Genomic DNA, 15,601 nt, shown 5'->3' on the forward strand with positions numbered 1-15,601 from the left:
TGGCGGGTCTTGGTTCAAGTTTGAAGCAAACCTACACTGGGGGCATGACGACCCGCTGGCTCAGCCCCGACGAGCAACGCGCCTGGCGCGCGTACATCGCGGCCTCGCTCCTCCTGGAGGACACCATCGACCGGCAGCTCCAACAGGAGGCCGGCATGCCGCACCTGTACTACTCCATCCTGGCCAACCTCTCCGAGACGCCGGAGCGGCGGCTGCGGATGACCGAGCTCGCCGAGGGGCTGAAGATCACCCGGCCCCGGCTGACGTACGCCGTCGCCCGGCTGGAGAAGGACGGGCTGGTGCGCCGCGAGAGCTGCCAGTGGGACAAGCGCGGCAGTGTCGCGGTCCTCACGGACGAGGGGCTGGCGGTGCTGGAGCGGGCGGCGCCCGGGCATGTGGAGACGGTCCGTGCCGCGCTCTTCGACCGGCTCACCCCCGAGCAGGTGGGGCAGCTGGAGCAGATCTTCACGAGCGTCACCGAAGGACTCCAGGGTGACGGCGGCGGCTCCGAGGAGGTCCCCTGGCGCCGGCGCTCGTCCCCGTCCTGTTCGTAAGGAACGCCCCGCGTGACGAGCGCCATCAATCCATTGCTTCAAATTTAAAGCATGGGGTAGGGTCTCGGATCAGTAGAACTGCTTCAAATCTGAAGCAGGTGTGCCTACGAACCGGAGTACCCGCATGCCCGACCTGCCCGCCGCCACCCAGCGCTCCCGCGTCCGTGTCCCGCTGCGCTTCGGGGACGGCTACCGCGTAGACGCCGAGCTCGTCACCTTCCACGGCCTGACCGACGGCCAGGAGCACCTCGCCGTCGTTCTCGGCGACCCGGGTCCCGTCCCGCTGGTGCGCCTGCACTCCGAGTGCCTCACCGGCGACGTCTTCGGCTCCGCCCGCTGCGACTGCGGCCCGCAGCTGCGCGAGGCGGTCGAGCGCATCGCCGAGCGCGGCGGCGTCCTGCTCTACCTCCGCCAGGAGGGCCGCGGCATCGGCCTCTACAACAAGCTCGACGCGTACGCCCTTCAGGACCAGGGCCTCGACACCTACGCCGCGAACACCGCGCTGGGCCTGCCCGAGGACGCCCGCGACTACACGGCGGCCGCGCAGATGCTCCGGGCCCTGGGCATCGGAGAGCTCGACCTGCTCTCCAACAACCCCGACAAGGCGGGCCAGTTGCGCGACCTCGGCATCGACGTCCGCGACCGTGTCCCCACCGGTGTCTTCACCACCGCCCACAACGTCCGGTACCTGCGCGCGAAGGTCCTGCAGACCCAGCACACGCTGCCGCTGGGGGAGTTGACCGAGCTCGGCGTCGGATGAGCGTCACTTGGGCGTGTGCGCCAGATACGCCAGTACCGCCAGCACCCGCCGGTGGCCGCTGTCGCTCGGCGGCAGGCCCAGCTTGAGGAAGACGTTGCCGATGTGCTTGCTGACCGCGCGCTCGGTGACGACGAGGGTCTTCGCGATGGTGGTGTTGTCGTGGCCCTCGGCCATCAGCTTCAGTACCTCGCGCTCGCGCGGGGTGAGGGAGTCGAGGGGGGTGTCGCGGCGGCGGGTGAGGAGTTCGGTGACGACCTCGGGGTCGAGCGCGGTGCCGCCGGCCGCGACCCGCTCCAGCGCGTCGAGGAACTCGTCGACCCGGCCGACCCGGTCCTTCAGGAGGTAGCCGACCCCGCTGCTGCCACCGCCGAGCAGTTCGGCGGCGTACGACTCCTCGACGTACTGCGAGAGCACCAGCACAGGGAGTCCGGGGATCCGCTCGCGCGCCTCGAGGGCGGCCCGCAGCCCCTCGTCGCGGAAGCCGGGCGGCATGCGTACGTCGAGCACCGCCACGTCCGGCCGGTGCTCCAGGACAGCGGGCAGGATGTCCGGACCGGTGCCGACGACGGCCACCACCTCGTGCCCGGAGGACGTCAGCAGGAGGACGAGCCCCTCTCTCAGGAGGGCATTGTCCTCGGCGATCACCACACGCACGGCAGCTCCACATCGATCACGGTCGGGCCCCCGGCGGGGCTGGTCACGTCGAAGGTCCCGTCGAGCGCGGCGACCCTGCGCCGCATCCCGAGCAGCCCTGAACCCGCGGACTCGTCGGCGCCGCCCCGGCCCTCGTCCCGCACCCGCACGGTCAGGCCGCGCCGGGTGCGGGCGAGCCGGACCTCGGCACGGTCCGCCCCGCTGTACTTGGCCACATTGGTGAGGGACTCGGCGACCACGAAGTAGGCCGCGGCCTCCACCGCCGCGGGCGCCCGGGTGCCCGCGTCCAGACCGCCGTCCTCGACGCCGACCATGAGCCCGCTGCTCGACGCCAGGGCCCGCACCGCACCCACGAGACCCCGGTCGGTGAGGATCGGCGGATGGATGCCGCGCACCACCTGCCGCAACTCCGTCAGCGCCTGTTCGGCCTGGTCCTGGGCGTCGTCCAGCAGCCTGCGGGCGGCGTCGGGGTCACGGTCGTAGGCCCGCTTGGCGAGTCCGATCCGCATCGAGAGTGCCACGAGGTTGGCCTGGGCGCCGTCGTGCAGGTCCCGCTCGATGCGGCGCAGTTCGGCCTCGTGTGCGGCGATGGCGTCGGCCCGGGTCTCCTTCAGCTCCTCGACCCGCCGGGCCAGCCTGGCCTTCGGGGAGGGCACGAGCAGCGCGGTCGACCAACGGGCCTCGGTGTCCGCGAGCTTCACGATCAGCGGCAGGACGACCGGGTCGCGGCCCAGGACCCCGGCCCCCACACCGTCGACCACCAGGCCGAGGGGCCACAGCGGGAGGGCGAGGGCGAGGAGAGCGCCGTAGAGGTAGTAGGCGACCATCCAGCGGAAGTCCCTGAGCGTGCCGGGGTCGTGCACGGAAATCCCCAGCCGCTCGCGGAGCGTGCCGGTCATCGGCGTGTACGCCTCGGGGATCTCCCGGCCCGTCCACAGGGCGGTCAGATGGCGCTTGGCGCCCGCGATCCGCCGTATCAGCAGCACGGCCTCGGGCAGCAGCCAGCAGCCGACCACGGCGACCGTACCGATGGCGGCGATCAGCAGCACGGTGATGAAGATGTACACGCCGAAGCACATCGCCGCGGCCACCACGAGGTGCACGGTCGCCATCGCCGCACGCCGCACCGACTTCCCCATGCGGCTCACGCTAGATGATCGGGCCCGGGAGCACGGTGTAGCCCGCTACACCATCGGGACCCGGGCGGGGCTCACTCCGGGCGGCCGTCCTCGGCGTCGCCGTGGTCGCGGACCCAGTTCCGGTGGGCGTTCGAGCCCTCGCGGCCGGGAGAGAGCTTGAGTACGGCCCCGTCGTCGATCTGCTCCAGGCTCGTCACCACATAGGGAGAACCCGCCCGCACCGCCAGCCGGATGCTGCCGTTGCCGAACTCCGTCACCCGCAGCGTCCGGCCGCCGGAGAGCGGGATGTCCCGCTTGTCGATCTCCACCGGTCGCTCGTCGGCTGCCGCCATGAGCCCCTCCTCGTCTCCGTGAGGGGCGCCACGGTACGCCGCCCTCACCGGGCCGTTCGGCCCGACCGGACCCGCGCCGCGCCCCAGCCGTCCCCTCCTGGCCGCACGGCCCCGGGCTCACCGCCGCCTGCACCAGGGCCCCGCTCACCCCGGCCGGGACCGGAAGTCGCCCTCACCACCCTGGAGAACCGGCTCGGCGTCTCCGTCCCGGCGGTGCACCAGCCCACCGAGGGGTCCCGGCCGCCTCCGAAACAACCCTGGCGCGAACCACCCCGCGGATGACGTATGCTGGTCACACAACGACGCGGGGTGGAGCAGCTCGGTAGCTCGCTGGGCTCATAACCCAGAGGTCGCAGGTTCAAATCCTGTCCCCGCTACTGAAGGCTCAGGGCCGGAATCCAGTGAATGGATTCCGGCCCTGAGTGTTTCCCCCGGCCGGGCCACCCGGCTCGCCTCCTGCGTCCGCTCCGGGAAACCTGGAGGCGTGGAGCAGGAGGGGCCGATCTCGTACGCGCGCACCTTCGTTCGCCTGCTCCCGGCGCTGCTGCTCGTCGCGGGAGGGTGCTACGACTACCTCACCTCGTCCCAGTTCTCCGCCGCGCCCCTGTTCACCGCCGCGCCTCTGGTCGCGGCCCCGCTCTACTCCCGGCGCGGCACCGTCCTCACGGGCGTCGCGACCGTCCTCGTCGTCCTCGCGGTCCACCTGCGGCTCGGCATCCTCCTCGAAGTCGACGCCGTCACCGAGCTGGTCACGGTGGTGACGGTCGCCGTCCTCGCGGTCCTCATCAATCTCCTGGTCCGCCGCAGCAGCGAACGGCTCGCTTCCCAGCGCGAGATCGCCGAGGCCGCACAGCGGGCGGTGCTGCCCGGGCCCCCCGGGCGGATCGGCGGGTTCGACATCGCGGTGCGCTACGAGGCGGCCCAGGCGGACGCGTTCATCGGCGGTGACCTGTACGCCGTGCAGGACAGCCCGCACGGCGTACGGATGATCGTCGGGGACGTGCGCGGCAAGGGGATGGGTGCGGTGGCGGCCGTCGCGATCGTCATCGGGGCGTTCCGGGAGGCCGCCGAGCAGGAGACCACGCTGGAGGCCGTCGCCCGGCGGCTGGAGCGGGCGCTGGCGCGGGAGGCGACGCGGCGGGAAAGCGTCGAGGTCTTCGAGGGGTTCACCACGGCCGTCCTCGCCGAACTCCCGCACGACGACGGGGTCGTACGGATCGTCAACCGCGGGCACCCGCCGCCCCTGTTGCTGCACACGGACGGCGGGGTGCGCGCGCTGCCCGCCCAGGACCCCGCGCTGCCGCTCGGCATGGGCGACCTCGGCACCTGGCCCGACCGGGGCGAGGAGCACGGCTTTCCCGGTGGGGCCACACTGCTGCTGTATACGGACGGACTGTCCGAGGCGCGGGACCGGCACGGTCGGTTCTACGACCCCGAGGCGCGGCTGGCCGGCCGGGCCTTGCTGGAGCCCGGCGCACTGCTCGCCGCCCTCGTGGGGGAGGCGCGTCGGCATTCCGGGGGCTTCCTCACCGACGACCTGGCGCTGCTCGCCGTACGACGGCCTTTGTGACGTGGGGTGAGCGGGTGAGCGCCCTCCGCATAACCACTGACGTGCAGTCAAAACCTGTGGGTTGCCTGAGGCGAGGTCAACTCGCCCGTTTTTCACCGTTCATGGGCCGTAAGTCCTGCGGGATTTCGTTAATGATCAAGCGGAACAGCTTGGAATCGGGCCCCCGGGTCTATTAACGTTCGATAACGCAGCGCGGTCGTCCCAGCCGTCACAAGAGACGGCTCCGTGCTCACGCGCCGAATTCCGCAAGGGAACCGGGGAACCACCAACTTGGGGTGAATCGCTCGTACTCCGCCGTGGCAGCACGGCGGGTATACGCGCGTAGGAGACCTTCCTGCTCCGAACCCGTCAGCTAACCCGGTAGGCGAGAAGGAAGGAAAGGAGTGCGCCCACGTGGCGAACCCGCCTGCCCCTGAGGCTCCGTTCGAGCCCGGTCAGCGCAGTACCGACACACTTGTGTACGGCGGCTACCGCGCCGATGACGAGGCCCCACTGGGGGAGTGGAACCCCACTGCGGAGACCCTCCCCGCCGTACGTGGCCGGCACCGCGTCGCCAAGCAGCGTGGCGGGGGATTCGCCCGCAGCTCCACCGTTCTGGGTGTCGGTGTCATAGCCGCCGTCAGCGCGGGCGGGATGGCCAGCGCCAACACCGGCAAGCCGCCGGTCTCCATCTCCATCCCCGACCTGCCCTCCGTGGGTTCGCTCATCTCGGACGACTCCGGCTCCGCCGCGGACGACACGAGCGCCTTCAGCAGCGTCGGCGCCACCACCGCCGACACCGCCAAGGGCACCTCGGACGCCGGTGAGGCGTTGCGCTCGCGCATCCTGGCCCAGGCCGAGCGGCAGCAGGACCAGATCGACACCAAGGCCGCCCAGGCCGTCGCCGCCGCCGCCGAGAAGGAAGCCGACGCGGCCGCCGCCAAGGCGGAGAAGGACGCTCAGGAGAAGGCCGCCGCCGCGAAGAAGAAGGCGGAGGAGGAGGCCGCGAAGAAGGCCGAGGCCGCGCGCCTCGCCGAGCTCGCCAAGCAGTACACGCTGCCGACCTCGTCGTACACCATCACCGGCACCTTCGGTCAGGCCGGCTCCCTGTGGTCCTCCGGCTACCACACGGGCCTCGACTTCGCCGCGCCCACGGGCACGCTCATCAAGGCCATCCACAGCGGCACCATCACCGAGGCCGGCTGGGCCGGTTCCTACGGTTACCGCACGATCCTGACCCTCGACGACGGCACCGAGCTGTGGTTCTGCCACCAGTCCTCGATCAGCGTCAGCGTCGGCCAGAAGGTCGGCACCGGTGACGTCATCGGCCGCGTGGGCGCCACGGGCAACGTGACCGGCGCGCACCTGCACCTGGAGGTCCACCCGGGCGGCTCGGCCGACGGGATCGACCCGATGACGTGGCTGCGCGGCAAGGGTCTCAACCCCTGAGGTTTACGGTGATTTTGCGGCCGTTGCGGAAGGTCGGCCTCCGGTGCTTGCGTTGACGTAGGACATGACTACTTCTTCGCTTCGCAAGCTCGGCTCCTCCGACCTCGAGGTCTTCCCGCTCTCCCTCGGCGGCAACGTGTTCGGCTGGACGGCCGACGAGTCCCAGTCCTTCGCCGTCCTCGACGCGTACGCCGCCGCGGGCGGCAACTTCGTCGACACGGCCGACTCGTACTCGCACTGGGTCGACGGCAATTCCGGTGGCGAGTCCGAGACGGTCATCGGCAACTGGCTGGCGGCGCGGGGCAACCGCGACGACTTCGTCATCGCCACGAAGGTCAGCCAGCACCCCGACTTCCCCGGCCTGACCGCCACCAACATCAAGGCCGCCGCCGACGCCTCGCTGCAGCGCCTGGGCACCGACCACATCGACCTCTACTACACCCACTTCGACAAGACCGAAGTGCCGGTCGAGGAGATCATCGGCGCGCTGGACGAACTGGTGAAGGCGGGCAAGGTGCGGGCGATCGGCGCCTCCAACATCTCCGCCGCGCGTCTCGCGGAGTCCCTTGCCTTCTCGGACCGCGAGGGCCTGGCGCGCTATGTCGCCCTGCAGCCCCAGTACAACCTGGTCTCCCGTGACACGTACGAGGGCGAGCTACAGGCCGTGGCCGCGCGCGAGGGCCTCGCCGCCGTCCCGTACTACGCCCTCGCCTCCGGGTTCCTCACCGGCAAGTACCGTCCCGGCGCGACCGTCGACAGCCCGCGGGCCGCGGCGGGCGCCGGCAAGCACCTGGAGACCGAACGCGGCCGGAAGGTCCTCGCGGCCCTGGACGACATCGCCGAGTCCCACCGCGTCCCGGTCGCCACGGTCGCCCTCGCCTGGCTCGCGTCCCGGCCGACGGTAGCGGCCCCGATCGCTTCCGCGCGTACGGTGGCACAGCTCCCGGCGCTGCTGGGGGTGGCGGAGTTGGTACTGACGGAGGAGGAGGCGGCTCGCCTGACGGAGGCGTCGGCCTGACGCGGGCGCAGGCGCCGACCGGCGGTGCCGGGCGCTGAGCATCCGGCGTCGCGGTCCGCCCGGCGGAGTGGCCGGGGCGAGCAGGGCGCCCACGGTTCCTGCTGTGGTCGAGCTACGTCCGGTACGGGTTGTAGGCGGGGTAGGGCGCCGTCGGGTGAGCCGGCTGGACCGGGTGCGGCGGATGGCCGTACACCCCGTACACCGGCCAGGGCGGCGCGGACACCGGGACCGGCGGCGCCGTCATCCGGGCCGCATGGTCCAGCGCGGGCCGCGCGACGTCCCGCCGCCGCCACAGCTCGTGCAGCAACTCCCGCTCCCGTACGACGAAGTCGGCGTTCGCCCGCCCGAGCCGCCCTCGGTGCCGTAGGAACGCCAAGGACGTCGCGTACGCCTCGTACTGCGAGACGGCCCGTGCCGCGGCCCGCCCGCCGAACTGCCGCCGGGCGTACTCCCGCGCCACCCGTCGCGCCCGCATCGAGCCCAGTACATACGGCTCGGTCGGCGCCAGCCACCCGGCGACGGCGTACGCGGGCAGCTCCTCGCGCACGGTCTTCAGCTCCCGCTGCCGCGTCCAGATGACCAGCCAGGTCAGCAGCGCGAACGCCGGCACCATGAACATCGCGTACACCGCGAAGAACCCGTACTCCCCGAGCGTCGAGGAGCCGTTCCACATCGCGTGCATGCCCATCGCGAGCAGCAGCCCGGACAGCGGGACGAGCACGCGCCGTACGTGCTGGCGTTCCGCCGAGAGCGCGGAGACGCCGAAGCCGATACCGGTGAGGACGGTGAACAGGGGGTGCGCGAACGGCGACATCACGACGCGCACGAAGAAGGTCGCGGCGGTGACGGAGGCGATGCCGCCGTGGCCGTTGAGCTGGTCGGTGCCGAAGGCGGTGCCGAGGTAGAGGATGTTCTCGGTGAAGGCGAAGCCGGTGGCGGTGACCCCCGCTATCACCACTCCGTCGACGATCCCGGTGAAGTCCCGTCTGCGGAACAGGAAGACCAGCAGAACGGCGGCGGCCTTGGCGGACTCCTCGACGATCGGCGCTATCACGGTCGCGCCGAGGGTGTCGGCGCCGGTCGGGTCGGCGGTCGCCGTCGCTATCCATTTCGTCGCGAAGCTGTTGGCGATGATCGCTATCAGCGCCGCCGCGCAGGCACCCCAGGCGAAGGCGAACAGCAGATTGCGCCAGGGGCCCGGCTCGACCCGGTCGAGCCAGCGGAACGCGGCCATGAGCAGCGGTACGGGCAGGACGGCGAGGCCCAGTCCGACCAGGAATCCCTCGGTACCGGTCTGTTGGCGGACCAGGGCGAGGATGACGAGCCCGGACAGCGCGAGGAGCGTGATCAGGGCGCCGTAGCGCACCCACTTCCGCTGCCACCAGTGCGCATGCCGCAGCGCGGCGCCACCGGTGGGGTCACCGGGGTGCGTCGGATACGGGGGACAGGTGGCCACAGCATCGACCTTAACGAGACAGAGGCGTCGCCCGCAGGTGGGGCAGGTGATCAGGCGCCGGTGGGGGACTGGTCGGGTCGGTCGGGTCGGTCGCCGTGCTGTACGCGGCGGAACAGCAGGTCGTTCACGACATGTCCTTTCTCCAGTCCCTGCCCCTCGAAACGGGTCAGCGGCCGGAAGTCGGGACGCGACGCAAAACCGCCGTCTGCCTGTGTGTTCTCGAAGGCGGGGTGCGCGGTGAGCACGTCGAGCATCTGTTCGGCGTACGGTTCCCAGTCGGTCGCGCAGTGCACCAGCGCCCCCGGCCGCAGTCGCGTCGCGGCCAGGTCCAGGAACTCCGGCTGGATCAGCCGCCGCTTGTGGTGCCGCTTCTTGGGCCAGGGGTCCGGGAAGTAGACGCGCAGCCCGTCGAGCGAGTCCTCGGTGAGCATCTCGCGCAGCAGGATGATGGCGTCGCCGTTGCCGACCCGGACGTTGGACAGCTTCTGCTGCTCGGCGAGATGGAGGAGGTTCCCCTGACCAGGGGTGTGCACATCGACGGCGAGGATGTTGATCCCGGGCTCCGCGGCGGCCATCTGCGCGGTGGCCTCACCCATCCCGAAGCCGATCTCCAGCACGACCGGGTGGTCGGTGCCGAACATCTCACCGAGGTCGATCGTGCGCTGCCCGTCGATGTCGAGGCCCCATGTGGGCCACAGCCGCTGCAACGCGTCCGCCTGCCCTGCCGTCACCCGACTGCGGCGCGGCTGAAAACTCCGGATCCGCCGCTCGAAGTGCGATCCCGCGGGATCGGCTCGGGGCCCGTCGGGAAACCGCGGCTCCCCTTTGGCCCGGGTGCGCCGAACGGGGACACCGGGGGCGTGCAGAGCGGACTCGCCGGCGGCGGTGGGCCGGGACCGGGGGGCTTCGGAGGCGTTGAGGGAGTCAGACACAGTGAGGTCGATTTTACGGTGACCTCGGAGACGAACGCCGCACAGGGATGTTCCGGCCGTCACGTCCGGGCGGGGCGTCTGGGCCGTCACATCCGGGGCGGGGCGTCTGGGCCGTCACATCCGGGGCGGGGCGTCTGAGTCGTCACATCCGGGGCGGGGCGTCTGAGTCGTCGCGTCGGGGGTGTCAGGGACGGGTGGCGGCGTCCGGGTCCGTTGCGTCCGGGTTGTCAGGGACGGGTGGCGGCACCCCCGCAGCCCCTCACGCCGAGCGCAGCGTCTCCAGGGCCCGTCGGGCCACCTCCCGCCCGATCGGCAGGGAAGCCGTCGCCGCGGGCGAGGGTGCGTTCAGCACATGGACCGCCCGAGCTCCCTCGCGGATCAGGAAGTCGTCCACCAGCGTGCCGTCCCGCAGCACCGCCTGGGCCCGCACCCCCGCCGCCGAAGGCACCAGATCATCCGCCGTGACGGCAGGCAGCAGCCTGCGCACAGCCGCAGTGAACGCCCTCCGCGACACCGACCGCCGCAGCTCCCCCGTGCCGTATCGCCAGTGCCGCCGGGCTATCTGCCACGACCCCGGCCAGGCCAGCGTCGCCGCCAGCTCCCGAGGCCGTACGGTCCCCCAGTCGTACCCCTCCCGGGCCAGCGCCGGGACCGCGTTGGGCCCGATGTGCACGCCCCCGTCGATCCCGCGCGTGAGATGCACCCCGAGGAACGGGAACGCCGGATCCGGCACCGGATACACCAGTCCCCGCACCAGCTCGGGCCGCGCCAGCGAGTAGTACTCCCCCCGGAACGGCACGATCCGCATCCCCGGCTCGTCCCCGGTCAGCCGGGCCACCTCGTCGCAGTGCAGCCCGGCGCAGTTCACCAGCACCCGCGCCCGTACGACGTCGCCGGCGCCCGTCAGCACGGCGACCCCGAGCTCCGGCCGCCGGTCGATCCGCCGCACCTCGGCGCCGTACCGGATCTCCGCGCCCGACGCCTCGGCCAGCTGCCGCGCGACCCCGACGAAGTCGCACACACCGGTCGTCCCGACGTGTATGGCGGCGAGCCCCTCGACCTCGGGCTCGTACTCCGCGATCTGGGTGGCGCCCAGCTCACGCACCGGAATGCCGTTCTCCCGGCCGCGCTGCACCAGTCCGTGCAGCCGGGGCAGCTCGCTGCGCTCGGTGGCGACGATCAGCTTGCCGGTGACGGCGTGAGCGATGCCGTACTCCGCGCAGAACTTGACCATCTCGGCGGCGCCTCGCGCCGCGTACCGCGCCTTGAGCGAGCCGGGCCGGTAGTAGATCCCGCTGTGGATCACCCCGCTGTTGCGCCCGGTCTGATGCCGAGCGGGCCCCGCCTCCTTCTCCAGCACGACGACCCGGGTACCGGGCGCGCTGCGCGTGATCGCATACGCCGTGGACAACCCGACAATGCCCCCACCGACCACGAGCACGTCACAGTCGTAAGCGATCCCCGTCGACACCTGCACCACCTCCCACCCCCGATAGTGCACTGCACCACTGACAGTCACTTCAAACGCGGGGGGCGGTGACGGCCTCCGGGGCTCAAGCCGGAGCCATCAGCAGCGGCCGGGCCCGCTCCCGAAGCTCCACCACCTGCGGCTCATCACCGTACGGCTCCAGCCGATGGAGCAGATCCTTCACGTACTCGGTGGTACGGGCCGAGGAGATCCGCCCCGCGACCTCCACCGCCCGCACGCCCTGCTCGCACGCCGCGTCGAGATTGCCCGACTCGAGCTCGGCGACCGCCGAGACGACGAGGCGGAGCCCGTGCGACCGTACGAACTCCTCCGTCGGCTTCGACAGCGCCTGCTCCGTGAACCGTCGCACCTGACGCGGTGCCTTCAGATCCCGGTAGCACTCGGCCGCGTCGGCGGCGAACCGGTCGTAGGAGTAGAACCCGAGCCACGACGGATCGTTGTCCCCGTCCCGGGACCGCTCCAGCCACCCCTCGGCCGCCTTGAGCGCCGCTCCGGCCGCGGCGGCGTCACTCGCACGCGCGTGTGCCCGCGCCTCGACGAGCCGGAAGAAACTCATGGTGCGGGCCGTCGCCAGTCCCCGGTTGCGCTCCAGCGCGGCCTGCGCGAGATCGACGCCCTCGTCGCCGAAGCCCCGGTAGGTCGCCTGCAACGACATCGACGCCAGCACATACCCGCCGAGCGGTACGTCGGCGGCGGCCCGGGCCAGCCGCAGTGCCTGGATGTAGTACCGCTGCGCCGCCTCCTGCTGACCCGTGTCGAAGGCCATCCAGCCCGCGAGACGGGTGAGTTCGGCGGAGGCCCCGAACAGTGCCCGGCCCACCTCGTCGGAGTACGAGCCGAGCAGCAGCGGTGCCGCCTCCACCCTTAAACACTCCGGCACCATGGACGAACGCCAGTCGCCGCCTCCGTACTTGGAGTCCCAGCGCCTGGCGTCCTCGGCCGCCTCCCGCAGCTTCTGCACGTCGCTGTGGCCGACTTTGAGCGGTGCGCCGGAGTCCTCGGAGTGGTTCACCTCGCGCGCGACCGAGCTGTCGGCCGGGGTTATCAGCCACCGTGAGGCGGGCGTTGCGTATGCGCTCACTGCGAACGAACCGGCGAGGGACTGCCAGATGCCGCCCGCGCCCGACCGGCGACCGGCGAGGTCGAGACGGTAGAGCTCCGTGGCCGACCTGACGGCCTGTCCGACGTCCCTGGGGAAGGCGAGGCCCACCTCCGGTGCGGGATCCGCGTCCGCCAGGCCGATCTCGTGGAGCGGCACCGGGCGGCCGAGCTTCTGGCCGATGGCGGCGGCGATGAGGTGCGGTGCCGCACCTTGCGGCACCATTCCCTTCGACACCCAGCGCGCCACCGACGTCTTGTCGTAGCGAAGAGTCAACCCGCGTTGAGCGCCAAGATCGTTGACGCGACGCGCGAGTCCTGCGTTGCTGATTCCCGCGAGGGCGAGAACGGTGCCGAGTTTTTCGTTCGGCCCGCGTTGCTCCCTGGACATGCGCCACCCCTCGACACAGACGGCTGCCGCGCTGGCATAACCACGCGGCATTCGTAAACCCAGCGTAGTTCGCCGCATCCCAAGCGTTAAGGGGCATTGTTCCGGATGGCGGGATTGTGGTCCGTACTGAAGTACGGGTCCGATACGCGCAGTTGTGTCGTGCTCCCGTTGTGTGGCCGTGCGCCTGCCCGTGCGCTCTTCTCCGGCCAACGGGGGAGCGCTTCCATGGATGATGCGTGGGTCGGCCCGCTGTACTGGATCCAGTGGGCTGGGGGACACCGCCGCCTACATCCCCGCGGGCGGCGGACGGGCCCGGGGGGCGAAGTGGCGTCTCCCGGGCTGCGCGCCTGTCGTGCGGCGCGCGGACTGTGTACGGAGCGTGCGCGAGCCTGTCCTCGGCGCGCCGATTTGGCTGAAAATAGACCCTCGTCCCTGCGGGCGATCAGCCCTCCTACCATGGTAGTTGAGGGCGCGTTAGGCGTTTTGGGGGAGCGTATCGGGGGCGCATTCGCGTCGCACGCCCCTTGCCTCGCGGGGGTGTTCGCAGGCGTACGCGGGTGTTCACAGGGGCGCGTTCCTCGCATCTCCAGCGGCTCCACCGGCCCTCCGGCACGCTTCCTTCATGGCAGCATGGTGACCGGTTCGTACGGTGCACTGGTTGTCCACAGCCTGTGGAGGCGTCGATGCGGTGGTTGGTGGGATGGAGCAGCACCGCCGCGGGCGTTTCCGGGATCGGGGCGGCGGGGGCGACCGGAAGCGACGGTGAGACCGTGCATCCGGTGGGTTCCCACCTGTTGTGGGGTGACCCGGATCCGCTGTGGGCGGTCGGCGACTGGCGCCCCGACGAGGTGCGCGTGGTCACGGTCGACGCGCAGACCCGGATCGCGGTCCTCGGCACCTGCGGGGCCTCCGACGAACAGCTGCGGGTCGGACTGCTCGCCGCGCGCGGAGGGGCACTTCGGCATCTGACGGCCTGGTCGGGGGCGTACACGGCGGTGGTCCAGGTGGGCCGCCGGATCACCGTGGGCGGCGATCTGGCGGGCGCGCGGCCGGTGTTCTACACGCCCTGGGCCGGCGGTACGGCCTACGCGACCGCGGCCCTGCCCCTGGCCGACCTCATCGAGGCCAACCTCGACTTCGGGCACCTGGCCGCGCTGCTCGCCGCCCCCGACGTACCGGCCGCGCTCCACGACTCCACGCCCTATGAGGGTGTGCGGCGCATTCCGCCGGGTCACGCGCTGATCCTGCGCAACGGCGCGCGCGAGATCGCCGGCTACGAACCGGTCGCCTCCCTCGCGGTCGCCGCGCCCTCCGCCGACCCGGACAGCGCGGTCGACGGTGTGCGGGACGCTCTGATCGAGGCGGTGCGTGCCCGGCTCTCCGCGCCCCGGCACGTGCCCGACATCGACCCTGGTCCCGTGCCCGGCATGGGGCCCGCCGAACGCCGTGCCGCGCGCGGGATGCCGGTACCGGGGATCGGGGCCGACCTGTCCGGGGGGCCCGCGTCGGGGACGCTCGCCCTGCTGGCCGCCGGGCTGCCCGGGATGCCGGGGACGGTCCTGGGGCACGGCACCGGGGCCGGCGAGCGGCTGCTCGCGGTCACCTTCAACGACCTCGCGGTGGGCGGTCGTGAGGCCGAGCTGGAACGGGCGGGCACGCTCGCGGCGAATCCTCGGCTGCACCATGTGGTGGTGACCGGCGGCGAGGAAACGCTTCCCTACGCCGAACTGGACGGGCCGCTGACGGACGAACCCGGGCCGTGCCTGGTGACGGCCGCGCGGCACCGTGCTCGGCTGGCCGCGGGCAGCGCCGACCACTTCACGGGCTACGGGGCCCGGCAGGTGCTGGACGCACATCCGGCGCGCCTCGCGGACCTGCTGATGGACCGCAAGCGGCGCCATCTGGTCAGGCCGGTGGCCGCCCTGGCCAAGGCGGACGGTTCCGTGCTCGTCCCCGCGCGCGTGTACGGCGCCGCGCGGCGGCTGGCCCGCACGCCGTACCGGGTCGGGCTGGAGATGTTGGCCGACCGGCTCATGCACCGGCGCTTCGACGAACCCGGGGGCGCGGTGGGGGCGTCTCTCGCCGCGCTCACCTGGGCCAGACCGGGGCCTGCGGCGCGCTGGCTGACGGGCGAGGCGCTGGCTGAAGTATCGGTTCGCCTGCAGGGGGCCACGCATCGATCCGGGGTGGGTCCCGGGCAGCATCCCGGCGATTTCCGCGCGCGTGCGGCACTCGCTCGTCACGCGTCGGACCTTCGCGTCCTGGAGCAGGCCGCGGAGATCCGCTCCCAGCGGCTGCACGCGCCGTTCCTGGACAACCAGGTGGTGCGTGCCTGCCGCGCCCTTCCGGAGGCGCTGCGGGTCCGGCCGGGGGCCCGCGCGGAAATCCTCCGTACGGTCCTTGAGGGCGCCGGAGTCACCGACCTCCCGCCCGGCTGGGGCGCCCCGTCCCACGCGTCCTCGGCCGCGGCGACCCGTACGGGGCTGCGGGTGGCGGCGGACTCCCTGATGTCTCTGTTCGGCACACCGTTGCTGGCACAGGCGGGCCTGGTGGAGGCCCGGGTGGTCCGCAAGGCGCTCCGGGCGGCGGCGGAGGGCGAACCCCTGCCTCTGGACGGCCTGGCGGACCTGGTCTCGCTGGAGCTGTGGCTGGGCCGGCTGCTGGCCCGCCGAGGCACCTGCTGGACCGGAACCCCGGCACGCGCACGTGCGGTACCGGCGGGGATCCGGCCGCAGCGGGGGGCGCTGGGGGCGGGGGCCTCCGGCGGTTGAGCGGGGGTG

At 72.0% G+C, this 15,601-nt stretch carries 13 protein-coding genes, 1 tRNA gene and 1 riboswitch; of the genes, 7 read left to right on the forward strand and 7 right to left on the reverse strand.

Annotated features, from left to right (window positions below; translation table 11 throughout):
- Positions 1 to 44 precede the first annotated feature (44 nt).
- Positions 45 to 554: a MarR family winged helix-turn-helix transcriptional regulator gene (locus OG841_RS24710; RefSeq protein WP_328639489.1), complete on the forward strand. Its 510-nt coding sequence runs from the start codon at positions 45 to 47 to the stop codon at positions 552 to 554.
- A 124-nt stretch (positions 555 to 678) separates the two neighbouring features.
- Positions 679 to 1,314 (forward strand): GTP cyclohydrolase II, encoded by a 636-nt coding sequence (locus OG841_RS24715; RefSeq protein WP_266562846.1) that lies wholly within the window; start codon positions 679 to 681, stop codon positions 1,312 to 1,314.
- A gap of 3 nt (positions 1,315 to 1,317) precedes the next feature.
- On the opposite strand, the gene OG841_RS24720 is transcribed toward OG841_RS24715, so the two are convergent.
- From OG841_RS24720 to OG841_RS24730, 3 genes are all read right to left on the reverse strand, one after another.
- Positions 1,318 to 1,968, reverse strand: coding sequence for a LuxR C-terminal-related transcriptional regulator (locus OG841_RS24720; RefSeq protein WP_266517152.1), 651 nt, complete (start codon positions 1,966 to 1,968; stop codon positions 1,318 to 1,320).
- The gene (locus OG841_RS24725) at positions 1,956 to 3,107 is read right to left on the reverse strand and encodes a sensor histidine kinase (protein ID WP_371566881.1); all 1,152 of its coding nucleotides are present in this window, start codon (positions 3,105 to 3,107) and stop codon (positions 1,956 to 1,958) included. The genes OG841_RS24720 and OG841_RS24725 overlap by 13 nt, the downstream gene beginning before the upstream one ends.
- A gap of 71 nt (positions 3,108 to 3,178) precedes the next feature.
- Complete coding sequence (locus OG841_RS24730; protein ID WP_328639487.1) at positions 3,179 to 3,439, reverse strand: hypothetical protein; 261 nt, start codon at positions 3,437 to 3,439, stop codon at positions 3,179 to 3,181.
- Between the two features lie 303 nt (positions 3,440 to 3,742).
- Between OG841_RS24730 and OG841_RS24735 the strand changes: the two genes are divergently transcribed.
- The 4 genes from OG841_RS24735 (at position 3,743) to OG841_RS24750 (ending at position 7,455) form a co-directional block, all read left to right on the forward strand.
- Positions 3,743 to 3,816, forward strand: a tRNA-Met gene (locus OG841_RS24735).
- 107 nt (positions 3,817 to 3,923) lie between these two features.
- Positions 3,924 to 5,009 (forward strand): PP2C family protein-serine/threonine phosphatase, encoded by a 1,086-nt coding sequence (locus tag OG841_RS24740; RefSeq protein ID WP_371566882.1) that lies wholly within the window; start codon positions 3,924 to 3,926, stop codon positions 5,007 to 5,009.
- A 224-nt stretch (positions 5,010 to 5,233) separates the two neighbouring features.
- A riboswitch (cyclic di-AMP (ydaO/yuaA leader) is annotated at positions 5,234 to 5,391 on the forward strand.
- 11 nt (positions 5,392 to 5,402) lie between these two features.
- Positions 5,403 to 6,437 (forward strand): M23 family metallopeptidase, encoded by a 1,035-nt coding sequence (locus OG841_RS24745; RefSeq protein WP_328639485.1) that lies wholly within the window; start codon positions 5,403 to 5,405, stop codon positions 6,435 to 6,437.
- 64 nt (positions 6,438 to 6,501) lie between these two features.
- A complete protein-coding gene (locus tag OG841_RS24750) occupies positions 6,502 to 7,455 on the forward strand; it encodes an aldo/keto reductase (protein WP_328639484.1) in 954 nt (317 codons plus the stop codon).
- A 112-nt stretch (positions 7,456 to 7,567) separates the two neighbouring features.
- Here OG841_RS24750 and OG841_RS24755 read toward each other — a convergent pair whose 3' ends face one another.
- From OG841_RS24755 to OG841_RS24770, 4 genes are all read right to left on the reverse strand, one after another.
- Entirely contained in the window at positions 7,568 to 8,911 is a 1,344-nt protein-coding gene (locus tag OG841_RS24755) for a PrsW family intramembrane metalloprotease (protein WP_328639483.1), read from the reverse strand.
- Positions 8,912 to 8,961: 50 nt separating this feature from the next.
- The gene (gene trmB / locus OG841_RS24760; protein WP_371566883.1) at positions 8,962 to 9,843 is read right to left on the reverse strand and encodes a tRNA (guanosine(46)-N7)-methyltransferase TrmB; all 882 of its coding nucleotides are present in this window, start codon (positions 9,841 to 9,843) and stop codon (positions 8,962 to 8,964) included.
- Between the two features lie 259 nt (positions 9,844 to 10,102).
- Positions 10,103 to 11,323 (reverse strand): L-2-hydroxyglutarate oxidase, encoded by a 1,221-nt coding sequence (gene lhgO / locus OG841_RS24765; protein ID WP_328643581.1) that lies wholly within the window; start codon positions 11,321 to 11,323, stop codon positions 10,103 to 10,105.
- A 73-nt stretch (positions 11,324 to 11,396) separates the two neighbouring features.
- Positions 11,397 to 12,821, reverse strand: coding sequence for an MFS transporter (locus tag OG841_RS24770; RefSeq protein ID WP_371566884.1), 1,425 nt, complete (start codon positions 12,819 to 12,821; stop codon positions 11,397 to 11,399).
- A 683-nt stretch (positions 12,822 to 13,504) separates the two neighbouring features.
- On the opposite strand from OG841_RS24770, the gene OG841_RS24775 reads away from it, so the two are divergent.
- Positions 13,505 to 15,592: an asparagine synthase-related protein gene (locus OG841_RS24775; protein ID WP_328639480.1), complete on the forward strand. Its 2,088-nt coding sequence runs from the start codon at positions 13,505 to 13,507 to the stop codon at positions 15,590 to 15,592.
- The last annotated feature ends 9 nt before the right edge of the window (positions 15,593 to 15,601 follow it).

Source organism: Streptomyces canus (genome assembly GCF_041435015.1).
In the GTDB taxonomy this organism is placed as follows: Bacteria; Actinomycetota; Actinomycetes; order Streptomycetales; family Streptomycetaceae; genus Streptomyces; species Streptomyces canus_G.